This window comes from Flavivirga aquatica (assembly GCF_001747085.1).
Lineage (GTDB): Bacteria > Bacteroidota > Bacteroidia > Flavobacteriales > Flavobacteriaceae > Algibacter_C > Algibacter_C aquatica.
In genome coordinates, this window is sequence record NZ_MDJD01000028.1 from 158919 (window position 1) to 183469 (window position 24551).

17 protein-coding genes are annotated in these 24551 nt (G+C 30.1%); 9 read left to right on the plus strand and 8 right to left on the minus strand.

Annotation, left to right across the window (positions count from 1 at the left end):
- Positions 1 to 567 precede the first annotated feature (567 nt).
- Positions 568 to 1698: a hypothetical protein gene (locus A8C32_RS05840; RefSeq protein WP_069829503.1), complete on the minus strand. Its 1131-nt coding sequence runs from the start codon at positions 1696 to 1698 to the stop codon at positions 568 to 570.
- A gap of 332 nt (positions 1699 to 2030) precedes the next feature.
- On the opposite strand from A8C32_RS05840, the gene A8C32_RS05845 reads away from it, so the two are divergent.
- Genes A8C32_RS05845 through A8C32_RS05855 form a run of 3 tightly spaced genes read left to right on the plus strand, consistent with a single transcriptional unit; the run spans position 2031 to position 4736 of the window.
- Positions 2031 to 3362 carry a cytochrome ubiquinol oxidase subunit I gene (locus A8C32_RS05845; RefSeq protein ID WP_069829504.1) on the plus strand — a complete coding sequence of 444 codons (1332 nt, stop codon included), beginning with the start codon at positions 2031 to 2033 and terminating at the stop codon, positions 3360 to 3362.
- A 3-nt stretch (positions 3363 to 3365) separates the two neighbouring features.
- Positions 3366 to 4439, plus strand: a complete 1074-nt coding sequence (cydB, locus tag A8C32_RS05850; protein WP_069829505.1) for a cytochrome d ubiquinol oxidase subunit II — start codon at positions 3366 to 3368, stop codon at positions 4437 to 4439.
- 9 nt (positions 4440 to 4448) lie between these two features.
- Positions 4449 to 4736 carry a hypothetical protein gene (locus tag A8C32_RS05855; protein WP_069829506.1) on the plus strand — a complete coding sequence of 96 codons (288 nt, stop codon included), beginning with the start codon at positions 4449 to 4451 and terminating at the stop codon, positions 4734 to 4736.
- Positions 4737 to 4791: 55 nt separating this feature from the next.
- On the opposite strand, the gene A8C32_RS05860 is transcribed toward A8C32_RS05855, so the two are convergent.
- From A8C32_RS05860 to A8C32_RS05880, 5 genes are all read right to left on the minus strand, one after another.
- Positions 4792 to 5754: a hypothetical protein gene (locus A8C32_RS05860; protein WP_069829507.1), complete on the minus strand. Its 963-nt coding sequence runs from the start codon at positions 5752 to 5754 to the stop codon at positions 4792 to 4794.
- Positions 5755 to 6062: 308 nt separating this feature from the next.
- Positions 6063 to 7874 (minus strand): right-handed parallel beta-helix repeat-containing protein, encoded by a 1812-nt coding sequence (locus A8C32_RS05865; protein WP_069829508.1) that lies wholly within the window; start codon positions 7872 to 7874, stop codon positions 6063 to 6065.
- Between the two features lie 267 nt (positions 7875 to 8141).
- Entirely contained in the window at positions 8142 to 11495 is a 3354-nt protein-coding gene (secA, locus tag A8C32_RS05870) for a preprotein translocase subunit SecA (RefSeq protein ID WP_069829509.1), read from the minus strand.
- A 221-nt stretch (positions 11496 to 11716) separates the two neighbouring features.
- Entirely contained in the window at positions 11717 to 11938 is a 222-nt protein-coding gene (locus tag A8C32_RS05875; protein WP_019387375.1) for a DUF2795 domain-containing protein, read from the minus strand.
- 437 nt (positions 11939 to 12375) lie between these two features.
- Positions 12376 to 12948: a cob(I)yrinic acid a,c-diamide adenosyltransferase gene (locus tag A8C32_RS05880; protein WP_069829510.1), complete on the minus strand. Its 573-nt coding sequence runs from the start codon at positions 12946 to 12948 to the stop codon at positions 12376 to 12378.
- Between the two features lie 280 nt (positions 12949 to 13228).
- Between A8C32_RS05880 and A8C32_RS05885 the strand changes: the two genes are divergently transcribed.
- Positions 13229 to 15325, plus strand: a complete 2097-nt coding sequence (locus A8C32_RS05885) for a DUF5723 family protein (RefSeq protein ID WP_069829511.1) — start codon at positions 13229 to 13231, stop codon at positions 15323 to 15325.
- 174 nt (positions 15326 to 15499) lie between these two features.
- Here A8C32_RS05885 and A8C32_RS05890 read toward each other — a convergent pair whose 3' ends face one another.
- Together A8C32_RS05890 and A8C32_RS05895 are read right to left on the minus strand one after the other, a co-directional pair.
- Positions 15500 to 16279 carry an O-methyltransferase gene (locus A8C32_RS05890; protein ID WP_069829512.1) on the minus strand — a complete coding sequence of 260 codons (780 nt, stop codon included), beginning with the start codon at positions 16277 to 16279 and terminating at the stop codon, positions 15500 to 15502.
- 102 nt (positions 16280 to 16381) lie between these two features.
- Positions 16382 to 18244, minus strand: a complete 1863-nt coding sequence (locus A8C32_RS05895; protein WP_069829513.1) for an ABC-F family ATP-binding cassette domain-containing protein — start codon at positions 18242 to 18244, stop codon at positions 16382 to 16384.
- Positions 18245 to 18349: 105 nt separating this feature from the next.
- Between A8C32_RS05895 and A8C32_RS05900 the strand changes: the two genes are divergently transcribed.
- From A8C32_RS05900 to A8C32_RS05920, 5 genes are read left to right on the plus strand one after another with little or no spacing between them, the layout of a single operon-like run.
- A complete protein-coding gene (locus A8C32_RS05900) occupies positions 18350 to 19138 on the plus strand; it encodes a polysaccharide biosynthesis/export family protein (RefSeq protein ID WP_069829514.1) in 789 nt (262 codons plus the stop codon).
- 3 nt (positions 19139 to 19141) lie between these two features.
- Positions 19142 to 21577 (plus strand): exopolysaccharide transport family protein, encoded by a 2436-nt coding sequence (locus A8C32_RS05905; protein WP_069829515.1) that lies wholly within the window; start codon positions 19142 to 19144, stop codon positions 21575 to 21577.
- A gap of 55 nt (positions 21578 to 21632) precedes the next feature.
- Positions 21633 to 22514 carry an ABC transporter permease gene (locus A8C32_RS05910; protein ID WP_432416489.1) on the plus strand — a complete coding sequence of 294 codons (882 nt, stop codon included), beginning with the start codon at positions 21633 to 21635 and terminating at the stop codon, positions 22512 to 22514.
- A 1-nt stretch (position 22515) separates the two neighbouring features.
- Entirely contained in the window at positions 22516 to 23790 is a 1275-nt protein-coding gene (locus A8C32_RS05915) for an ABC transporter ATP-binding protein (protein ID WP_069829517.1), read from the plus strand.
- On the plus strand, positions 23791 to 24549 hold the full coding sequence (locus A8C32_RS05920; protein WP_069829518.1) for a TylF/MycF/NovP-related O-methyltransferase: 759 nt from the start codon (positions 23791 to 23793) through the stop codon (positions 24547 to 24549).
- Positions 24550 to 24551: the final 2 nt, after the last annotated feature.

Here is a 24551-nt window from a genome sequence, read left to right on the forward strand (position 1 = left end):
CTAAGCGGTTTAGTTTAGTCTAGTTTAACATGAAAGTATTATGTTAGATTTATTTATAATAGGTTAATTCTTTCTTAATATTTTATTAACACTTACAAAGGTATGTTCATGTACGAAAAATTAGTAAAACATATGGTTTTATTAATGCAACAAAATGTTCTTTTTTAGATTATTTTATTTTTTTTATGTAATATGTAAATGAGTTAGTTATGCTGTGTTTTAAGAAGTTTTGTTTAGAGTGTCTTTACCAGCTTACTAAATATGATTAATATCATAGTTTAATTTTTTGTACGAAAAATTATATTATATCTTAGTTGTATGAATATCATAATTTTGGTATTAAAATATTCAAGTTTTGAAGTGTAACTTGTTAGTCGAATTTATGAGGTAAAAAATATTTGCATTAAACAGAGATGGTTAAAGATAATCTGGAGCATCATATGAAGAATAGGTAGTGTTCAAAATAAACTCAGATATGATTTTAATTGTGAGTTTAAAGTTTTTATGAAGTTATAGATATACAGATATCCAAAATTTAATAGCCTAACGTATTTTATAAGAATTCAATTATTCTATAGTTGAGTTTGTTACTTCAATAAGTGTATCGCTGTGCATTGAAATACTTGGGTGTACAGGGTACCATGAACCTCCTATATTATTAATAATAGTAGAGTTATCAATTTTAATATTTCCAGAGTGATCATTACTAACAAAAAATATAGATGAACCAAATGAATTAACCTCATTTTGTTCAATTAATGAACCTAGAACGGTTAATGTCATGGTATTTCCGTCATTATAAATGGCACCACCACTTCCACCACCTGGAGTTCCAGATTGTGAAGGGTTTCCTCCATTGCCAATAGCGCTATTATGAGAAAATAAGCTATTTATAATCGTCCAAGAAACTCCAATGCTACTAATTGCTCCTCCATTAGAACCAATGTTACCATAGCCTACATCTCCACCAAATGTGCTATTAACTATATAGACAGGTAGGTTGTTATATTGACTAAATACTCTAATAGCTCCACCGCCAACATCAGGTCCTGTACTAGCACATATGTTATTAAAAAATCTGCAATTAACAACTTTAAACCTACCTCCTCGTACCCAGATAGCTCCACCGCCATTATATTCTGTTTCATTAGTTGAATTACCATCTGCAAAGGTTAAGTTTTGAACAGTAAGTCTTGGGTGATCTTGATTTTGACAATGGTCTGTTGTCCAGACTTGATTAGAATCACAGGTATTCATATACAGTATTCTTGTATTTCCGCCACCACTTAATGTAACTAAACCTCCACCATCTATAATAACATTTTGATTAGTATTATTAAAAACTTTAGCGGGTTTATCCATTATAATTGTAATTGGCTCCTCTCCACAATTAAAAGTAATTTTACCTCCTTTAGCAATAGCGTTTACAACAGCATCGCAATTACAACTTTCTGGAGTACCGTTACCTATTATATTATCAGGATTGGTGACATCTTCAGTACCAGCTTCGGGAGGAATAGAAGAAGTGCCATTGGGATTACCTGCAGCAGGACCACTTTCAGAATTTTTAAGTGGATTATGAATGTCTATATTGGGGTTAGAAGTGCTTTCACTAGAACAATTAATAAAAATTATTACTATAAAAATATACAATGATAAGTTTAAAAGCTTGTTTGTTTTTGAAGTAGATTTTTTCATTTTCAGGGGCTTTTTAATGTAGAACGGCAGATTTTTTGAATAATTGTTTCGCTTAATTAAAAATGGATTATAAGGCTATTCAAGAAAGAGTTCTGATAGTTGCGGAAGTCCATTTTTTAATCAATTCCTCTAAGCTCTGCTTTTAGGGTACTAATTTAAAAAAGACAGTCTATTTCCATTTGTAAATGAACTATGTAAGATTTGAATAGATAATAGTGTTTACAGGTAATTCTTATGAAATATAGGTACTGTTTTTTGACAAACAAAATAGTAAGTTTCCCTTTAAAAAGTAGCTGTATAGCAGTATATTTGTTTAACAAATAATATTCTAAATGGAAGATATGATTTTCTATGATAGACTGCAGTTTGCATTTACTATCACCTTTCACTATATATTTCCGCAATTAACCATGGGATTGTCTTTAATGATAGTCTATTTTAAATGGAAATTTCTTCGTAATAAAATTGAAAAATACAATAATGCGGCAAAATTTTTCATGAAAATATTTGCAGTTAATTTTACTATGGGGGTTATTACAGGAATTCCTATGGAATTTCAATTTGGTACTAATTGGGCTAAATTTTCTGAACTTACAGGTGGGATAATTGGTCAAACATTAGCTATGGAAGGAACATTTTCTTTCTTTTTAGAATCGTCTTTCTTAGCACTTTTTATTTTTGGAGAAAAGCTAATGGGACAGAAACTACATTTCCTTACTGGATTCTTGGTCTTTTTAGGTTCTTGGGGTAGTGGTTATTTTATTTTAGCTACCAATGCTTGGATGCAACATCCTGTAGGTTATGAAATTTTAGATAATGGAACCTATGTTTTAGAAAATTTTTCTGCATTATTTAAAAATCCATGGTTGTTACCTACATTTTTGCACAACCAAATGGCTTCATTAATTACTTCTGCTTTTGTGGTTGCTAGTATAGGTGCTTTTTATATTTTAAGAAATAAAAATAAAGAGTACGGTAAACTTTTTTTAAAGACAGGAGTGGTTTTTGGATTTACAGCAAGTGTTTTAGTTGCTTTTCCAACTGGAGATTGGAATGCTAAAAATGTAGCAAAATATCAACCCGCATCTTTTGCTGCTATGGAGGGGATTTTTGAAACAGAACCCAAAGGAGCAGAAATTGTGCTTATTGGTCAGCCCAATATGGTAGAGAAAAAATTAGATAATAAAATAGCAGTTCCTAATATTTTAAGTTTTTTGACTTATCAAGAATGGGATAGACAAATTTTAGGAATGGACAAATTTAAAAAAGAAGAACTTCCCGATAATATACCTGCACTTTATTACGCTTATCATATCATGGTAGGTTTAGGTACTATTTTTATAGGAATTATGGGGTTGTCTGCTTTCTTTTTATGGCGAAAAAAATTGTATACTATTAAGCCTTTGCTTTGGGGTATTATGTTTTTAGTTCCGTTTCCATATATAGCAAATCTTACAGGTTGGTATGTTGCAGAATTAGGAAGACAACCTTATTTAGTATATGGACTATTAAAAACGAGTGATGGTATTTCTCCAACCGTATCATCTGGAAATACATTATTTACTTTATTAGGGTTTGTAGCTTTATATATGTTATTAGGTCTGCTTTTTTTAGTACTAGTAGGTAAAACCATACACCAAGGACCAAAACCACAAAAACATTAAATTATGGAATTATTTTGGTATATAATTATAGCTACAATTTTAACGGTATTTTTTATTTTAGATGGCTACGATTTTGGAGCAGGGATTATTCATTTATTTTTTGCTAAAAAAGAAAAAGATAAAGAGGTTATAACAAAATCTGCAGGTTTGTTTTGGGATTCTAACGAAGTTTGGCTTGTTGCAGCTGGAGGTACGTTATTTATGGCTTTTCCAACATTTTACGCTTCTGTATTTAGTGGCTTCTATTTACCTCTAATAATTGTATTATGGCTTATTATTTTTAGAGCTATGGGATTAGAATTTAGAGGGCAATTTAGTTATCAAATGTGGAAAGATATTTGGGATAAATCATTTGGAATATCTAGTTTATTATTAGCTTTCTTTTTTGGAGTTGCTTTAGGGAATATTGTAAGGGGTGTTAATTTAGGTGCTGTTGAAAATGGGGTTTCTGTTCATGAAGGACATTTCTTTTTCTTACCTCTTTGGAATAGTGATTTTAGTCCTTTAAATGAAACTCCTGGAGTTATAGATTGGTTTACCATTATAATAGGATTAATATCTGTAGTTGTTTTAGCTATACATGGAGCTAATTGGATTGTTTTAAAAACTAAATCGTCTATAAATGAAAAACTTAAAACTATCGTTTTTAGATTAAATATCGTATTACTTTTATTAACGATATTATCTGTTATTGTTTGGTTAAATATCAATCCAAATGCTTTCAGCAACTTTGTAGAAAGGCCTTATTTATTTGTATTTCCACTTGTTTACTTATCAGGTTTAATAGGTTTATTTTTTATTAAACGGTTAGAAAAAGATATATATAGTTTTATCCTATCTACTTTATTGATTATTGGAGGTATAACAGCTTCTTTAGCATCGTTATTTCCGGTGATATTACCATCTACCAATAATGTAAATGAGTCACTTACTATATACAATACAGCAGCTTCTGAATATGGCTTGTCAGTTGCTTTAAATTGGGGAATTATTGGTTTTATTCTTCTTTTTGTATATATGATTATCCAAAAGAGACTTATGGGAGGTAAAATTGATGACATGGATTATGGTCACTAAAAAGTAATTATGACTGATACTTTAATATCATTAATAAGTATTATTGTTGGGATAGTTGGTACAAATGTATTTGGTTTACTTTATAGAAAATACAATATAGGGCTTATTGGTAATACAATAGCTGGTGTATTTGGTAGTATTCTTTTTATAAAAGTATTTGGACGTTTAGGATTTGATCCTGTATCTATAATGAAACCTAGAATTTTTAATGCCTTTTTGTTTGTTATTAATATGATAGTTTCTCTACTTGGAGGGGTTTTATTAGTAGTTTTTATAAAAAAAAAGGGTATAAAATAAATGGATTATAGTGTAGCCTTCCCTAAAAATGGGATAGACTACAATGTGATATAAGTTATTTTATTTTTTTTGACTTAAGTAATTTTTCGATTTCAGATACTCTTTCCTCTATTAATTTTAATCTTCTAATCTCTTTTTGCTGTTGTATAGTATAAAGAGTTAGTTCTTCAATTTTTTTTAGAAGATTCATATCCATTTCTGCTTGCATTATTCCATTTTGTTTAAATTCTTTTGCGGACGGTATTTCTGGGAGATGGCTATTTTTTTTGATGAAATTTTCTATTTCTTCTATACTTCTTAAATAATAGCCTTTTTTGAAAACATAATCAGGAGCTGGGATATCTAAATCTATTTTCACTTCTTTAGCATGAATATTTCCATTTACAGTAAGCTTCATATCTGGGTTTGTTGTTCCAATTCCAACATCACCAGTATTGTTAATTGTTAATAAATTAGTAGGAGCAGAAGTTTTATCTCCTAAGTCAGGCATTTTTGAAAAAAAGAATTTACCAAAGTGATTTGTAATAGCTAAAGGGCTTGATGAGTTAGCATCTAAAAAAGCGATTGAATTATTACGGTTTCCATCAATTAACAAATTAGCACCATAATTAGCACTTGACCACATGAGGCTATTCTTTATATGTAAAGTGCCTAGTGGATTTGTTGTTCCAATTCCAACATCACCAGTATTGTTAATTGTTAATAAATTAGTAGGAGCAGAAGTTTTATTTCCTAAGTCTGGCATTTTTGAAAAAAAGAATTTACCAAAGTGATTTGTAATAGCTAAAGGGCTTGATGAGTTAGCATCTAAAAAAGCGATTGAGTTATTACGATTTCCATCAATTAACAAATTAGCACCATAATTAGCACTTGACCACATGGGACTATTCTTTATATGTAAACTACCTAGTGGATTTGTTGTTCCAATTCCGACGTCTCCACTTGATTCAATTTTGTTTTGGCTGTGGCTAAGAAAAGTAATTCCAATTACTATAATTGATACTAATGTTTTTTTCATTTCTATTTGTTTATTGATTTATAGTTCAAAGATAAAGTTCTTGTATTCAATCTAAAAAATTCCTCGCAGTTTACTGCTGGGTTATTTATTAATAATTCATAAAAAAATCCCAATAGAAAACTATTAGGATTTTAATATTTATAAGAGTCTTTACGAAGTAAAGTAAATTTTTATTGAGGCAACTTTTCTTTTCAATTAAAGAGATTACTTCGTTGTACCTCCTCGTAATGATATTAACTTTCAATAATATCTAATTTTCAGTTGTTTTATAACAAGTAATACATAGAACATTGTAGTCATTAGTTTTTTTAATTACTTTCATGATGAAAATTATTTAGGATATTGTTCTCAATAGTGCAACTAATATTGGTTGTGGGGCTATTTTTCCATACAGCCCAAGCATATGCATCTTTACCTGTAAAATTAAATTTGTTGTTAATAATAGATGTTCCTATTGTACTATGCAAATAGACTGAATTTTCAAAATCATTATAGATATCATTATTTGAAATTGTAGTATTAACACTTCTAAACCGAATATAAATACTTCTACTATTACAACCTTTTATTATGTTTCCTTTTATTAAGTTTTCATGACCTCCTAAAAACACACCTATATTTCCATTATTAATCAAATTATCCATTATTAATGCATTTTTTAAGCTATCACCATCATAGTATATCCCGTTGTCTTTATTCAATTCTAAAATATTATTTTTAATTTTAATTTCATTTGGAAAATCGCCAGTATTATATACATTCTGTATTGAAATAGCTTTGTTGTGAATACTTGTTGAATTTGATAAAATATTATTATTTATTAGTGTAGCGTTGGTGTTGAATATTTTGATTACTCCACTCTCTGATGCTAATGTATTATTAGATATTAATGCATATTGAGGCTTTGTTTGGTGTATACTATCAGCAGGAGAAAGTAAATCAATAGAAAATAATTTTGTTGAAGATATCTTATTGTCCTTTATAAGCATATATTGTCCAGATTGATTAGAAACTTTTATCCCTCCTTGAGAATTGGTTATTATGTTTCCTTCAATAATTAAATCTGTATATGTTTGGTTTGACTCAGAGCTTTGTGTATAATCAACTTTTATGCCTACAGGGCTATAGTAAAGAGTATCTGTTGACGTGCTATTAGGATCCTTTGGTTGGGGACTGGGATATTTAAGATTTTTTATTATATTATTTCTACAAATGGCATTACTAGCATGTAAATATTCTTTTTTGTGTCCAAATCTAATTCCAGGTCCGTGAAGTTTGGAACTATCATCATTATATATATAGTTACCTTCTACAAGAGCATTTCGATCGTTAATAGTTATAAAAGCTGTAGCAGAGTTGACAACTGTATTATTAATAATTTTATTATCGTAACCAATTTTACTAACACCTGATTCTTCGAAACCTGCAGTTGCAATTCCGGAGGCTCCTTCATTTAAAAAATTATTATCTATTAAGCAGTTTTTGGAGGCTAGTAGGTAAATAAGTTCTCCATCGGCATAATCCATTTTACAGTTTGTAATAGAGGAATTAGTTGTTTCTTTAAAAAGTATTTGAGCTACTGTTCCATGTACAGCTCCGAACCGTTGTTGTTTATTCATATTCACAGAATTAAATTCTATAGAATTGGACTCTATGACTTCAATTCTGCCTGAAACAGATGTATTTGTAGGGTCAAGTGTATAATGTGGTTTTGTATTATTGTTATCAATATTAAAATTTTCAATAATAATATTTTGACTGTTGACTACTTTTATTTTTAAACCTTCCCTAGTAGAGTCTTCATATTTTAGATAAGAATTTTTTCCGTTAATAATAATATTTGATTTATTTTCAATTAGAATATCACAACTAATAATATTAGTTTGACCAAAACTAAGTTCTAAGTAAGAATTATTTGGTAGATCGGAAATTTGAGTACATATATTAGTATTTGGATTAAAGCTTACAACTTTATATGTCACATTTGCAATAGTCTTGAAAGATTGCGTTTTCTCAATAGTTTTTTCAATGGTTTCAGCTTCTTCAATAGTTTCCTGAGTTGAACAGTTTTGCAATAAAATTATGATTGCAAAAAGTAAGGGGCTTAAAATTTTATTCATTTTTGTTTTTTTAATTAATGATAAGACAAAATGCAAAGTTATGCCCTAATCAAATTTTCTCAATTATTAAACCAATATAAGTAGATTTTTTTTATAAATTTGAACTTTTGCATTTGATAGCTCATAAAAAAAATCCCAATAGAAAACTATTAGGATTTTAATATTTATAAGAGTCTTTACGAAGTAAAATTTTATTTATTGAGGTAACCTCTTTTCAATTGAAGAGATTACTTTGTTGTACCTCATTCGTAATGACATTTGTTTTTATTAATCTTCAACAATCACCCATTCACCTTTTTCTAATAAAGGTTCGGCTTGTTTGTATTTAACTGTTTTATTTTCACCGTTAATAACGTGTTTGATAGTAACACGATCGTTACGTCCAATTTTTGGTTTGTCGCGAACAATAGTTTCAACAACCTCTTGTTGACGTTGTGTTTCGCCAGCAGCTCTATTTTGAGCAGAACGTTCGTCTAGGTTAGGGATTTCGTCTTTTTGAACGTTTAAATTTTCCTGTTTTCTTGTTCTGGCTTCTTGAATAGTGTCTTGTGTTTCCTGTGGTAACTCCCCTTTAAATAAGAATGAAATAACCTCTTTATTCACTTGGTCAATCATGGCCTTAAACAATTCGAAAGCTTCAAATTTATAAATAAGTAAAGGATCTTTTTGTTCGTGGACTGCTAATTGTACAGATTGTTTTAACTCATCCATTTTACGTAAATGCGTTTTCCAAGAATCGTCAATAATAGCAAGTGTGATATTCTTTTCAAAATCTGTAATTAATTGCTTACCGTTAGTTTCATATGCTTTTTCAAGATCTGTAACTACGTTTAAACTCTTAATACCATCTGTAAAAGGTACTACAATACGTTTAAATTTATCGCGTTGCGTTTCATATACATTCTTAATTACAGGGAAAGCAAGTTCGGCATTGCGTTCCATTTTTTCTCTATAATGATCGAAAGCGCCTTTGTATATTTTTGAAGTAATATCTTGAGCAGATAATTTACCAAATTCAGCTTCGGTAATAGGAGAACTCATAGAGAAGTAACGAATCAATTCAAACTCAAAGTTTTTATAATCGTTAGCTCCTTTATTTGTTTCCGCTATACCTTCAGAAGTATCAAAAATCATATTTGCTAAATCTACACGTAGACGTTCTCCATGTAAAGCGTGTTTACGACGTTTGTAAACCACTTCACGCTGTGCGTTCATAACATCATCATACTCTAATAAACGCTTACGAACACCAAAGTTATTTTCTTCAACTTTTTTCTGTGCACGTTCAATAGATTTCGAGATCATAGAATGCTGAATGACTTCACCTTCTTTTAATCCCATTTTATCCATCATTTTAGCAATACGCTCACTACCAAATAAACGCATTAAGTTGTCTTCTAACGATACATAGAATTGCGAACTTCCTGGATCTCCTTGACGACCGGCACGACCACGTAACTGTCTGTCTACACGACGCGAATCATGACGTTCTGTACCAACAATGGCTAAACCACCAGCAGCTTTAACGGCATCAGATAATTTAATATCTGTACCACGACCCGCCATATTGGTTGCTATAGTTACCTGTCCTGCATTTCCAGCTTCGGCAACAATATCAGCTTCCCTTTTATGTTGTTTGGCATTTAATACGTTGTGCGGTATTTTTCTAATGCTTAACATTTTACCAAGTAACTCACTAATTTCAACAGATGTTGTTCCAATTAATACAGGACGACCAGCTTTAGAAAGTTTAGTAACTTCATCTATAACCGCATTATACTTTTCACGTTTTGTTTTATAAACTAAATCCTCTCTATCATCACGAGCAATAGGGCGATTGGTTGGAATTTCAACAACATCTAATTTATAGATTTCCCAGAATTCTCCAGCCTCTGTAACCGCTGTACCCGTCATACCAGAAAGTTTACGGTACATTCTAAAGTAATTTTGAAGTGTTACAGTTGCAAAAGTTTGTGTAGCATCTTCAATTTTTACATTTTCTTTAGCTTCAATCGCTTGGTGTAAACCATCGCTATAACGACGACCATCCATAATACGACCAGTTTGCTCATCAACAATCATTACTTTATTTTCCATCACCACATACTGTGTATCTTTTTCAAATAAAGCATAGGCTTTTAAAAGTTGATTTAATGTATGAATACGTTCAGATTTTACACCAAACTCTTTAAATAGCTCTTCTTTAAGATTTGCTTCATCTTCAACAGGAAGTCCTTGTTTTTCAATCTCAGCAACCTTAATTCCAATTTCTGGTAAAACGAAGAAATCTGGATCGTCTTTACCTGAGATATATTCGATCCCTTTATCTGTTAATTCAACTTGATTATTCTTTTCTTCGATAACATAGTACAACTCGGCATCAACCTTAGGCATTTCGCGGTTGTTGTCTTGCATATAGAAGTTTTCTGTTTTTTGAAGTAGTTGTTTAATACCCTCTTCACTTAAAAACTTAATAAGTGCTTTGTTTTTAGGAATACCACGATATACACGTAGTAATTGGAAAGCACCTTCTTTAGTATCGCCTTCTTTTATAAGCTTTTTAGCTTCGGCTAAAACACCAGTTAAATATTTACGCTGTACGCTTACAATATTATCTACTTTAGGTTTTAACTCAGTAAATTCATGACGCTCACCTTGAGGAATAGGACCAGAAATAATTAATGGAGTACGCGCATCATCAACTAAAACAGAATCGACTTCATCTACAATAGCAAAATGGTGAGGGCGTTGTACTAAATCGTCTGGAGCATGCGACATGTTATCACGTAAGTAATCAAAACCAAACTCATTATTGGTTCCGTAAGTAATATCTGCATTATAAGCCGCGATACGCTCTGGAGAATTTGGTCTGTGGTAATCTATACAATCTATCGTTAATCCATGAAACTGAAAAAGAGGAGCCATCCATGCACTATCACGCTTTGCAAGATAATCATTAACAGTTACCAAGTGTACACCTTGTCCAGATAACGCATTTAAATACATAGGTAGGGTAGCAACTAATGTCTTACCCTCACCTGTTTGCATTTCTGCAATTTTACCTTGGTGCATAGCAATACCACCAATAAGCTGTACATCGTAATGTATCATATCCCATGTAATGGCTTTTCCAGCTGCATCCCAAGAGTTTGCCCAAGTAGCATTATCTCCATCTAATGTTACATAATCCTTAGTTCCAGACAATTCTCTATCGTAAGTGTTAGCCGTAACAGTAATTGATGTATTGTTTGTAAAACGTTTAGCCGTTTCTTTTACAACAGCAAAAGCTTCTGGTAAAATATCATTTAAAACAGTCTCAGTTTTTTCATAAGCATCATCCTTAAGTTTATCGACTTCTTGATAGATATCTTCACGTCTATCAATGTCTTCTGTGTTTTCAGCTTCTTCAAGAAGTTTTGCTATGTTATCATTTATAGGTTTAATAGCTTCTGCAATAGTAGCTTTAAACTCAGTAGTTTTGGCTCTTAACTCATCGTGAGATAAGTTAGCAATGGCAGATTCTAATGCTTTTATTTTATTTACAATAGGTGTGATGGCTTTAACATCTTGTTTCGATTTGTCTCCAACAAATACTTTTAATACAGAATTTAAAAAACTCATTGTTATTATTTTATATGTTACACTTTGGTAAGTTGCCCTTACTCTCAAAATTTAAAAATATATTTTGAATTTTGATAATGTCCAGTGTGACTCGTTTTATGTTTATTTTTATGTGCATAACAAAATGCACCCAAATATACAGCTTGTTATGGTGTTATATAAAGATTTAGAACAAAAAAAAAGTCTCAATTCGAGACTTTTTTATATTCTTTATGCTTTACTTAATATTCATCTTCATTCCAGAGGTAATCCTCGTCGGTGGGGTAATCAGACCAGATTTCTTCAATTGAGTCATAAGAGTCTCCCTCATCTTCAATAGATTGTAAATTCTCAACAACTTCTAATGGTGCTCCTGTTCTAATAGCGTAATCTATTAGTTCATCCTTTGTTGCCGGCCAAGGTGCATCACTTAAATAAGATGCTAATTCTAACGTCCAATACATTTTTTATTCGTTTAATTTTTTTGCAAAAATAATTTTTTAGTTTAAACAGACAAGAAAAAAATGAATTATTTAATCATTAATTTTAAGAACGTATCTTTTTGTAATCTAAACAGTTGAAATTATTCTTATGTATTAATATTTATAACAATTTAAAAGTTAACTAGATATTTCGTAGGAAAAAATTGATATTTAAGGCGTTACCACAAGGGGCAGGCTTTCTGCTATATCTTTTCAAAACGTTTATACTCGTCTTTACGAGAAGGAAAACGACTTGATAATCTTTTTATCGATTAACAGATTGCTTCGACAAAAAAATGCCTCGCAATGACGTTTCAATATTTTAAAAATGATGTCACTTCAATCCTTAACGCAAAAAAAAAACATTCCTATTACAGAATTAAGTTATTCTTTAGAAACCTTTATTGAAACAAAAATATTTAATGTTTCTCAGGAATCCATTTAATTTCATTTGCTTGTAAATCATAAGTCAACTTTCGTGCCAATACAAAAAGATAGTCAGAAAGACGGTTTAAGTACATTAAAGCACTAGAGTCAATAGTTTCAATATCATTAAGTGTAGTAGCTAAACGTTCAGCTCTACGGCATACACAGCGTGCTATATGACAGAATGACACGGTTTGGTGTCCTCCAGGTAAAACAAAATGCGTCATAGGAGGTAAGGTCTCATTCATAATATCTATTTCGCGTTCTAAACACTCAATGTTTTCTGAAGATATTTTAGGAATATTTAAACGCTCTTTTCCGTTTTTTAAAATTGCTTTTTCAGGATCTGTAGCCAAAATAGCTCCTACAGTAAATAGTCTATCTTGTATATGTATAAGTAAATTTTTGTATTCTGGATTAATATCTTGATCGCGTATTAAGCCTAAATGAGAATTTAATTCATCTATAGTGCCATAACTTTCAATTCTAATATGGTGTTTTGCTACTCGTGTACCTCCAAATAATGCAGTAGTGCCTTTGTCTCCTGTTTTAGTATAGATTTTCATCCTAAATGATGTTTATTTTAGATTTAAATGCGATTTATTTTTTCTATAAAACGAAGTTAGATTATTTAGAAGCGAGAAACAAAGGTTTTTTGCAAGTTATACTTTATTCAGTATTTCTCTTTGTTTCTGTTTTACAGGTGTTTAATAGCTAGATGAAGCTTAATTTACTAATTGTAAGTATAATCAGCATAAAAAACAGCTATAATATTTTTTATTTTAACATTATTTAACATTAAATATTTACTTTTGCGCCTGTTAAAAAATAACCAAATCTAAATTTATGAAGAAAATTGCTTTATTGTTTTTACTTCTTGTAAATGCAATATGTTTAGATGCTCAATCTTATATTGGGTTTCTAACAGATAACTACAGTGGTGTAAATAGTGTTATTGCTAATCCTGCCAATATAGTAGACTCTCGTTTTAAAACAGATATTAATCTAGTAGGTGCTAGTACATTTGGAGGAAATGATTACTATGGACTTAATATCATGAATGCCATTAAAGAGGATTATGATTTTGATTTAAGTGCAAAAAAATCGCCATCTAACTCTAATAATTTAGGTCTCAATATAGATGTTATGGGACCATCTTTTATGTTTAATATTAATAAAAAGAGTTCTATAGCTATTTTTACAAGAGCAAGGGCTTTTGTTAATGTTAATGATATTAATGGAGAATCTATAGATGTTTTAGATGAAGATAATATAACTGATTATAATTTAAATGAAGGTGATTTTAACGGAGCTGGTCATGCTTGGGGAGAGTTAGGTATTACTTACGCTAGAATATTGTTTAATGAAGAAGAGCACTTTTTTAAAGGAGGACTTACTTTAAAATATTTACAAGGTGGAGGTAGTGCATATGTGAGTGGAAAAAATTTAGTAGTAGATTATGATGAAGATGGGACTGTTATTCCTGGAGTAGGAACTACTGGTAGTGTAACTTCTACAGGAGAAGCTGCTTATGGGCGTTATACAGATTTTGAAGATGATGACTATGATTACGAATTACCTAAAGCAACTGGCTTTGGAGCAGATTTAGGTTTTGTTTACGAATGGAGACCAAGTTATGCAGATTATACAGCTACAAACTCAAATGGAACAGCATATACTTATAAAGACAAAAATAAATATAAATTAAAATTAGGATTATCTATAACAGATATTGGAAGTATAAAATATAAAGACGGAATAGAAGAGAGTTTTAACATTAATGGTATAGATATAAGTGAGGATGATATTAATAATGAAGAAGATTTAAATGATATTTTAAATAATTTATATACACGAACTAAATCTACAAATGGCTATAAAGTTATTTTGCCAACAGCACTTCATTTAAATGCAGATTGGAGTTTTAACAGAAGATTGTATTTAAATTTAAACACAGATCTTTCGCTTATTTCAAAAAGTAAAGAAAAAGCTAGTCGTATATCCAATGTTGTTTCATTAACACCACGTTTTGAAAGTAAATGGTTTAGTTTTTACTTACCAATAAGTGTAATACAGAATAATGGATTTCAAGCAGGAGCAGGTTTAAGAGCTGGCCCATTATACGTTGGTTCTGGTTCTGTTCTAACAGTATTGACTAGCGATAATAGTAAAGGTGCAGATGTTTATGCTGGTTTAAAAATACCAGTATATCAAGGTAAGCCAAAAGATAAAGATGAAGATGGTGTAATAGATAAATTAGATGAATGTCCTAAAGTAGCAGGTCCAGTAGAAAATAACGGATGCCCTTGGGGAGATCAAGATGGTGATTCTATTTTAGATAATGTTGATAAATGTCCAGAAGAGGCGGGGCCAGAAGAAAATAATGGATGTCCTTGGGGAGATCAAGATAGAGATTTAGTATTAGATAATGTTGATGCTTGTGTAAGCGTAGCAGGTCCAGTAGAAAATAACGGATGCCCTTGGAAAGATACCGATAATGATGGTGTTTACGATAAGGATGATGAATGTATTAACGAGGCAGGTACAGTAGCCAATAATGGTTGTCCAGAGCCAGAAGTAACCGTAGAAGTTCAAAAAACGTTAAACGATTATGCTAAAACTATACTGTTTAATACTGGCAAAGCTTCTATAAAAGCAGAATCTAACGAAGTTTTAGTGGAAATTGTTAAAATTTTAAAAGAATATCCAAAAGCGACGTTTACTGTAGAAGGACATACAGATAGTTCTGGTAGTGATGCTTTAAATAAGAAATTATCAGATTCTAGAGCTAATACAGTTAAAGACTTTTTAGTAGAAAATGGTGTAGATCAAAGTAGATTAACAGCATTAGGATATGGAGAAAGTAAACCTGTAGCAACAAATGCTACACGAGAAGGTAGAGCTCAAAATAGACGTGTAGAGATTAATTTAGTAAAAGAATAAATCTGTAATAACTTATTTGTTATATTAATTATTAAGTATAAAAAAATCCCAGAAAGTTTAACTTTCTGGGATTTTTTTATGAGAAAAACCTTAATTTAGGTGTGTTATAAGGAGAGCTAAAAGTTGTTGCAAATAAAGTAGGAGAATATACGTAAGTATATAATTAGCTAAGTATTATATTCTAATCGAAAAATGTTCCTTAACTTGTTCTTTTCTAAAAAAGACCAATCCCCAGAAAAAAGTATCAATACTTACTGTTACTTTTGGGTGATTTTTTATAGTTTTCCAAGCTTCTGTCATGCCTTGAGACCAGTAAATATCATCAAAAATAAAAACAGAATCATTATTAGCTGTTTGTAATAATGTTTCGAAATAATTTAAAGTAGCTTCTTTTTGATGGTTACCGTCAAAGAAAATGAAATCATAATTATTTGATGATAATTCTTTAGTAAGTACATTAAAATCAGCATTAATTATATTTATATTAGCTGATGTGTGCTTTTTTAAGTTGTTTTTAGTGAATTTAAAGGTGTTTGTACAGCCTTCTACTGTTGTAATGTTGGTTTTAGTATCTGTATTTCCTATACTAATAGCATGTGTTGCTATGCCTAAAGAAGTACCTAGCTCTAAAACGGTGTTTGGCTTAAAATAATTTGACAATCTATATAATAATTTAGCTCTTTTATTGGTGGTTCCTGCATTTTTAGCAATTTTAGAAACTATGCGTTCGCTTTGTTTCATGACTTGAGAACCAGCACCTAGGTCTGTTACTATTATTTTAGTTTTATTTTTTAATAATTCTTTTTTGTAATTTATAATGTCTTTATAAGCAGTGTAGTTTGTTTTGTCATAAAAACATTGGGTTACTAAATTGAAAACAAAAGGGGAGTGGACACCATGTTGATTGGTAGATCTAAAAAGAAACTTTATATATTGAGTAATTGGGTATAGCATTTTTAGTATTCAATAAATATAGTAAAGAAACCCTCTTGGAGAACCTCAAGGGTATACAGAAAAAACTTTTTAAAGTTCTTTGTTTTCTATGAAACAATACCTTTAATTTTCTTGTTTAGATGATAATTCAAACCAGCGCTCTTCTTTGGCTTCAATAGTGTCAATGATTTTCTGTAATTCTTCAGATAATTTATTAATTTCATCTTGAGATAAATCAGGGTTATTAAATTTATTTTCTAATTCCTTTTTGTCAAAAGCTAAAGAGTTTAACTTACTCTCAATATTTTTAAGTTCTTTTTCTTCATTATAAGAAAGTTTGTTGGTGTCATTTTTTTTCCACGCGTTTTTTTCTTTCTTTTCTTCCGAAGTATTAGAAATTACAGGTTGGCTATCTTCATACACACGATAATCTGTATAGTTGCCAGGGAAGTTTTCGATAACACCTTCGCCTCTAAAAACAAAAAGATGGTCTACTACTTTGTCCATAAAATAACGATCATGAGATACTACTATAATGCAACCAGGGAAGTCTAATAAGAAACTCTCAAGTACGTTTAGTGTTACAATGTCTAGATCGTTTGTAGGTTCATCAAGAATTAAAAAATTAGGGTTCTGGATTAAAACGGTACATAAGTACAGGCGTTTGCGTTCGCCTCCACTTAATTTTTCAACAAAATCATATTGTTTTTTTCTGCTAAAAAGGAAACGTTCTAAAAGTTGTTGTGCACTTATTTGACGTCCTTTTTTTAATGGAATATAATCTCCAAATTCTCTAATAACGTCAATAACTTTTTGTTCAGGTTTAATTGTTATTCCGCTTTGCGTATAATAGCCGTATTTAACGGTGTCACCTTTAATAACTTTACCAGAATCTGGTTGTGCAGTTTGGGTTAAGATATTTAAAAATGTAGTTTTTCCTGTTCCGTTTTTTCCAATAATACCAGCACGTTCACCTTTTTGAAACGTGTAATCAAAGCCATCAAGAATAGTTTTGTCTTTAAAAGATTTTGAAACTTTATGGAATTCTAAAATCTTACTCCCTAAACGCTCCATGTTTAGTTCTAATTGAACTTCATGGTCGTTTCTACGTTGGTGAGCTTTGTGTTTTATATCGGCAAAATCGTTAATTCTAGATTTGGATTTTGTTGTTCTTGCTTTAGGTTGACGACGCATCCAAGTCAATTCTTTCTTGAATAGTTGTTTGGCTTTATTGGTTTCAGTAGCTTCTAGTTCTATTCGAGCTTCTCGTTTTTCTAAGTAATACGAGTAGTTTCCTTTGTAATTATAAAGTTGTCCTTCATCTAATTCGATAATCTCATTACAAACACGTTCAAGAAAATAACGATCATGCGTTACCATAAAAAGCGTAATGTTTTCTTTTGCAAAAAAGGATTCTAACCACTCGATCATTTCCAAATCTAAATGGTTAGTTGGTTCATCTAAAATTAATAAATCAGGTTTATTAATTAAAGCATTGGCAAGTGACAATCGTTTTTTTTGCCCTCCAGAAAGTGTGCTAACTTTTTGGGTTAAGTCATCTAGTTTTAATTTAAAAAGTATTTGCTTGTAAAGTGTTTCAAAGTCCCAGGCTTGGTGTTGATCCATAGCATCAAAGGCCTGTTGGTAAACTTCAATATCGTCTGGGTTTAAAAGTGCTTTTTCGTAATTGTTAATAATTTTTAAAATAGGATTATCACTAGCAAAAATAGTTTCTTCAACAGTTAAGTTATTATCAAACTTAGGATCTTGTGATAAAAAGGAAACGGTAATACCTTTTCTGTAAATTACATTACCTGAATCAGCTTCATCATCGCCAGATAAAATATTTAAAATAGAAGTTTTTCCGGTGCCATTTTTTGCAACAAAAGCAATTTTTTGATCTTTATGTACACTAAAGGAAATATCTTTGAAAAGCGTATGCTCTCCATAAGACTTTGATATGTTTTCAACTGTTAAATAATTCAAAAGGATATTTTTTATGCAAATAACGGGTAAAAAACTAAAAAATCTAGTATAAGTTTTATTGTTCCCGATGAAAAGTTATATTTGTGGCAAATCAAACATCTCTTAATGAAACGATTTTTTTTGTATTACATATTGTTTTTTTTTATTTTATTTTCTTCATGTATAACTAATAAAGATGTTGTTTATCTGCAAGATAAAGGAACTAAAGTTAATGATTCATTACAGATACAAGCTCTCTCGAAGCCTTATAGAGTACAAGTTAACGATGTATTAAGTATAGATGTAAAAGCATTAGATAAAGAATTGGTTGAAATTTTTAACCCTACTACTAGTGCTATGGGAAAAACACAGCAGTCATTATATTTTAATGGTTTTACGGTAGACTTACATGGCAATATAGAGTTTCCTATTCTTGGTGAATTAAATGTGTTAGGATTTACTGTAGAAGAAATTGAAGAAAAAGTAAAAAGTGAATTATTATTAAAATATTTTAAGAAAACAGCTCAAATATTTGTGACAGTAAAATTAGCAGGACTTAAGTATACAACCCTTGGAGAAATTGGAAGTAAGGGGTCAAATGTTTTATATCAAGATCGAGTTAACATTCTGGAGGCAATTGCCAATGCTGGCGATATTTTAGACACAGGAGATCGAAAAGATGTACTAATTGTTAGACAGTATCCTGGAGGTCAAAAAATTCATCATATTGATTTAACTAATATTACTGCAATGAAATCGGAGTTTTATTTTATACAACCAAATGATTTAATTATGGTTAAACCATTAAAACGAAAAGCAATTGGTGCAGGGCAAACTGCTACACAGACCCTAACTACTATTGCAAGTATTTTTTCGGTTCTAGTTAGTACTTATTTTTTAGCACGTAATTTATAAGCTATGGATGAGCAATTAGAGTTAGAAAATATTCAAATTTTTGATTTTAAGATTTTTATATTTAAAGCCATTAGTTATTGGAAATGGTTCTTGTTTTTTTTGTGTATTGCCTTTTACATTGTTTATTATCAGAATGTTAGGAGGGAATTTCCATATACGTTAAGTGCTTCTCTTACAGTTCAAGATGATAAAAACCCTTTGTTTACATCTAATACCAGTTTAATTTTTAATTATGGTGGAATTTCAGGTAAAGTTCAAGAGGTTTTACTTGATCTAAAATCTAGAAAGCATCATGAAAAGATTGTAGATAGCCTAGACTTATACTTAACTTATTTAAAACAAGGCCGTTTCTATAAAAAGGATATGTATAATGAGACACCTTTTAAGTTTGTAGGTTTTGATGGTGCATTTCAAATTATTGGACACTCAATAAAAGTTTCATTTTTAGATGAAAATTCATTTGAACTTTCTTACGATTTTGATGAAGTTAAAAGGGTGTCAGTTCAAAATTTTGAAAATAAAAAAATAAAATCATTACTATTATCATCTCCAGTTTTTTCGAAATCATATAGAATAGGTGAATATATTAATTTACCTTTTTTTAAAGGAAGTATAGAAAAGAGAGAGGGGTTTGCTATTATTCCTAAAAGCGAGTATTACATTCAATTCAATAATTTTAATAATACAGTTTCAGGGTTTGTGAATTCATATTCAGTTAGGAATAGTGCGAAATCTCCTTTATTACAAATTAGGCTAACTAATAAAAATAAATCTAAAATTGTAGATTATTTAAATACGTCGGTTTTTATTTTGGAAAGAGATATGTTGCAACGTAAAAATCAATATGCAATAAATACTATTAGTTTTATAGATACACAGTTGGCAAGAGTGAAACGCGAACTTAATAAAAAAGCAGATTCTTTAAATGATTTTAAAAGGCGTAATAAAATTTTTGATATAGGAAGTGAAAGTTCTTTACTTATATCTAAAATTGAAGGATATAATAATCAAAAAGAAGCTTTAAATGAAGAGATACTTTCTTATGATCTTTTAAAGAATTATTTATTAAGTAATAATGATTATTCGAATATACAGGTACCTTCAGTTTCTGGAATTAAAGAAAGTAATATTAGTGCTAGTGTTGCTAAAATTATTCAATTATCTGCGGAGAAATCTAAATTAGAATATTCTGTAAGAGATAATGTGTCAGTTTTTGATGATTTAAACCGTAAAATAAATGCATTAAAAAATGTTATTCTTGAAAATATAGCATCGGCAAAGTCTAATATAGAGTTTCAAAAACAATCTATTAATTCAAAAATATATAGTTCGGAACGAGAGTTTTCAACAATCCCAAAAAGTCAACAAAAATTACAGGAAATTCAAAGAGAGTATTTATTAAGTCAAAGTACTTACAATTTATATTTAGCAAAGAGAGGAGAGGCAGATTTAATAAAAGCATCAAACGTATCAGATATTGTTTTTATAGAACCAGCAAAAGATACTGGTCAAGGTCGTAATGCGATTAATTTAAATACTAGATATGTTTTTGCGTTTTTTGCAGTTCTTATTCCAATATTACTCTTATCCTTCATTATTACGTTTTTTGATAATAAACTTAATACACCAAACGATTTGGAACGTCATAGTCAAATTCCATTATTAGGTGTAGTAGGTCAAAATGAAACAGGTAGTAATTTAGCCGTTTTTAATAAACCTAAATCTGTAATAGCAGAAGCATTTAGAACGGTTCGTTCTAGTTTACAGTATATGTATAGAAAACATGATTTAGAAGGAAGTAAAACTGTTTTAATCACCTCTTCGATAAGTGGAGAAGGTAAAACCTTCTGCGCTATAAATATAGCATCAGTTTTTGCATTGAGTGGAAAACGTACTGTTTTAGTTGGTTTAGATTTGCGGAAACCAAGAATATTTAATGACTTTGAAATTAATAATGAAATAGGAGTAGTTAATTATCTAATTGGTTTAAAATCATTGACAGAAATCGTTCAAAAAACAAAAACTGGTAATCTGGACATTATAACTTCAGGTCCAATTCCTCCAAATCCTTCAGAGTTATTAATTGGCGAAACAATGGATACACTTATTAAGGAGTTAAAAACAAAATATGATTATATTGTCTTAGATACACCTCCAGTAGGTTTAGTCTCTGATGCATTAGAATTATTAGATTATGCAGATGCATCGTTATATGTTGTACGACAAGATTATACTAAAAAAGAAATGTTAACATTAGTAAATGAAAAGCATAAAAAAGGAGAAATAAAAAATATAAGTTTCTTATATAATTTTTACAATCAAAAAGGAAAATATGGCTATGGTTACGGCTACGGTTATGGCTACGGTTATGGCTACCACGATGATTTGGTTAAAAATAAATCATTATTTGATAGGATAAAATCTACCTTTAAAAGGTAAGAATATATGTTATCATTTTGGTGATATAAATTAAAAAAAACAATAATTAAGATTAATTTTGAATTCAACTACTAAGCAAAACGATTGGCTATATACTATTTCTCCAAGAAGAAAATTTATAAATCTTAACTTTAAAGAGATATGGAGGTATAGAGATTTACTATTGCTGTTTGTAAAGCGTGATGTTATAACCTTATATAAACAAACTGTTTTAGGACCTCTTTGGTATTTAATCCAACCCTTGTTTACTACACTTACTTTTACATTGATATTTAATAATTTAGCTAATATCCCAACAGGTGATGGTATTCCTTCTTTTTTATTCAATTTAGCAGGGTTAAGTTGTTGGAACTATTTTAGTACCAGTTTCACAGGAACTAGTAGTACCTTTAAAAGTAATCAAGGTGTTTTTGGAAAAGTTTATTTCCCACGTGTTATAGCGCCTTTATCTGTAGTCATTTCAAATTTAGTGAAGTTTGGTATTCGTTTATTAGTTTTTATTGGTTTTTATATTTATTTCGTGTTTTTTACAGGTAAAGCTTCGTTAGCATCCCCAAATTTAACTCTTTTACTACTTCCTGTATTAATAGTTTTAATGGCCTTGTTAGGGTTAGGGTTTGGAATGTTAATATCATCATTAACTACAAAATATAGAGATTTAACTTATTTAGTAGGTTTTGGGGTGCAATTATTAATGTATGGTTCTGCAGTAATGTATCCATTATCTTATTTCAAAGAAAAATTACCTGAGTACTCGTGGTTAGTAGAGTATAATCCAATGACTGTTTTTATAGAACTATTTAGATATATGACTTTAGGTGTTGGGCGCTTTTCCATAAGCTACTTTTTATATGCAGCGGGAATAAGTATAATTTGTTTTCTGTTAGGGTTAATAGTTTTTAATAGAACAGAAAAGAATTTTATAGATACAGTTTAATATGGGAAAAAAAGATATTATTCTAAAAGCCGAAAATATTTCTAAACAATACCGTTTAGGTTTAGTGGGAACAGGTACAATTGGAGCAGACTTAAACCGTTGGTGGCATAGTATTCGAGGAAAAGAAGATCCGTATTTAAAAATTGGAGAAAGTAATGATAGAAGTACAAAAGGCGAATCTAATTATGTTTGGGCTTTAAATGATATAAATTTTGAAGTAGAACGCGGAGAAGTGCTAGGTATTATAGGTAAGAATGGAGCAGGTAAATCTACCTTATTAAAAATATTATCTAAAGTCACATCACCAACTACAGGAGAGATAAAAACCAAGGGGAGAATAGCCTCTTTATTAGAAGTAGGAACAGGTTTTCACGGTGAAATGACAGGGCGTGAAAATATTTTTTTAAATGGCGCTATTTTAGGGATGACCAAAAAGGAGATAAAATCTAAGATAGACGAAATCATAGATTTTTCTGGTTGTGAACGTTATATCGATACCCCTGTAAAACGATATTCTTCTGGAATGACAGTACGGTTAGCATTTGCAGTTGCTGCTTTTTTAGAACCAGAAATTTTGGTTGTTGATGAAGTGTTAGCTGTAGGTGATGCGGAATTTCAGAAAAAGGCTATTGGTAAAATGCAGGATATTTCTAAAGGGGAAGGACGTACAGTATTGTTTGTTAGTCATAACATGCAATCTATTTCTAGTTTAACAAATAGATGTATTGTTCTTGAAAAAGGAAATAAAATTTTTGATGGTAATACTTCTGATAGTATAGATTTTTATCTTAAAAATAACAAAGTTACTGAGGAGAATGATTATAAAGCAGAACCTATAAAAGATTTACCAAATATTTTGGGTGTTTCTGTTAAGACAAGTAATGTTAGTAAAGTACACATATTTGGAGAACCTTTAGAAATTAGCTTCAGATTGAATGTGCCTTTTAGTTTGAAAGGAGCTTCTTTAAGTTTTCAAATAGTTGATAAACATGAATCTCCAATTTTACATATGTGGACTTTTGACTCTGAAAAGGAAATGTGTAGGAAGCCTGGTGTTTGGAAATTAAAATGTGTCATACCAAAATTAAGACTTTATATGGGAGATTATACTTTAAAAGTATATTTTACAGGACCTCCTGGTGGAGAAAAATATGATATAATTGAAGGTGTATGTCCTTTTAAAGTTGAAATGTTTAAAATTTATAGAGAATTTGAATTTAGACCTAATACCTGTAAATATATTGAAGATTCTAATTGGCTAATAAATCAAGAATAAATGAAACATGTTATAAAAAAACTTAATATTTTAGTTGATAAAATTACAGCTAGTCCTAAAAAAAAAGTAGTATCTAATAACTATTCAGATTTTAGTGATGAGGATAATGAAATAGTATCATTTGTTAAGCCTTACACAATGACTTCTCCAGAAAGAATAAAAGCACTTTTAGATGCTGTAAGGTATGTTGCAAATAATAATATTGAAGGTGATTATGTTGAATGTGGAGTTTGGAAAGGGGGAAGTACTTTAGCTGTAGCTAAAATGTTTTCTAAATTAAATAAAAAAGAAAAAACATTATGGCTGTATGATACTTTTGAAGGAATGAGTGAACCCACAAAGTTTGATTTGGATATTAATGGGAAAAAAGCTAGTGATAGGCTAAAAAAAGAAGATAAAAAAACATCTTGGGTTTGGGCTTTATCTGAGTTAGAGGAAGTGAAAAAGACAATGAAACTTGCTAATTACCCAAAATCTAAAATAAAATTTATAAAGGGAAAAGTTGAAGATACTTTATTAGAAGCTAATAAGCCTAATCAAATTTCTATTTTGAGACTTGATACAGATTGGTATGAATCAACAAAAATAGAATTAGAGTTGCTATATCCAAAAGTAGTAAAAGGAGGAATTATAATTATTGATGATTATGGCCACTGGAAAGGAAGTAAAAAAGCTGTAGATGAGTATATTGATAAAAATAACCTTAATGTTTTTTTAAATAGAATTGACTATACAGGAAGGTTAATTGTTAAACAATAATA

What these genes read in the sequence shown, in the direction of transcription:
- A8C32_RS05840 (WP_069829503.1), bottom strand. Translation starts at nt 1,698, where the DNA reads ATGAAAAAATCTACTTCAAAAACAAACAAGCTTTTAAACTTATCATTG.
- A8C32_RS05845 (WP_069829504.1), top strand. Translation starts at nt 2,031, where the DNA reads ATGGAAGATATGATTTTCTATGATAGACTGCAGTTTGCATTTACTATC.
- cydB (WP_069829505.1), top strand. Translation starts at nt 3,366, where the DNA reads ATGGAATTATTTTGGTATATAATTATAGCTACAATTTTAACGGTATTT.
- A8C32_RS05855 (WP_069829506.1), top strand. Translation starts at nt 4,449, where the DNA reads ATGACTGATACTTTAATATCATTAATAAGTATTATTGTTGGGATAGTT.
- A8C32_RS05860 (WP_069829507.1), bottom strand. Translation starts at nt 5,754, where the DNA reads ATGAAAAAAACATTAGTATCAATTATAGTAATTGGAATTACTTTTCTT.
- A8C32_RS05865 (WP_069829508.1), bottom strand. Translation starts at nt 7,874, where the DNA reads ATGAATAAAATTTTAAGCCCCTTACTTTTTGCAATCATAATTTTATTG.
- secA (WP_069829509.1), bottom strand. Translation starts at nt 11,495, where the DNA reads ATGAGTTTTTTAAATTCTGTATTAAAAGTATTTGTTGGAGACAAATCG.
- A8C32_RS05875 (WP_019387375.1), bottom strand. Translation starts at nt 11,938, where the DNA reads ATGTATTGGACGTTAGAATTAGCATCTTATTTAAGTGATGCACCTTGG.
- A8C32_RS05880 (WP_069829510.1), bottom strand. Translation starts at nt 12,948, where the DNA reads ATGAAAATCTATACTAAAACAGGAGACAAAGGCACTACTGCATTATTT.
- A8C32_RS05885 (WP_069829511.1), top strand. Translation starts at nt 13,229, where the DNA reads ATGAAGAAAATTGCTTTATTGTTTTTACTTCTTGTAAATGCAATATGT.
- A8C32_RS05890 (WP_069829512.1), bottom strand. Translation starts at nt 16,279, where the DNA reads ATGCTATACCCAATTACTCAATATATAAAGTTTCTTTTTAGATCTACC.
- A8C32_RS05900 (WP_069829514.1), top strand. Translation starts at nt 18,350, where the DNA reads ATGAAACGATTTTTTTTGTATTACATATTGTTTTTTTTTATTTTATTT.
- A8C32_RS05905 (WP_069829515.1), top strand. Translation starts at nt 19,142, where the DNA reads ATGGATGAGCAATTAGAGTTAGAAAATATTCAAATTTTTGATTTTAAG.
- A8C32_RS05915 (WP_069829517.1), top strand. Translation starts at nt 22,516, where the DNA reads ATGGGAAAAAAAGATATTATTCTAAAAGCCGAAAATATTTCTAAACAA.
- A8C32_RS05920 (WP_069829518.1), top strand. Translation starts at nt 23,791, where the DNA reads ATGAAACATGTTATAAAAAAACTTAATATTTTAGTTGATAAAATTACA.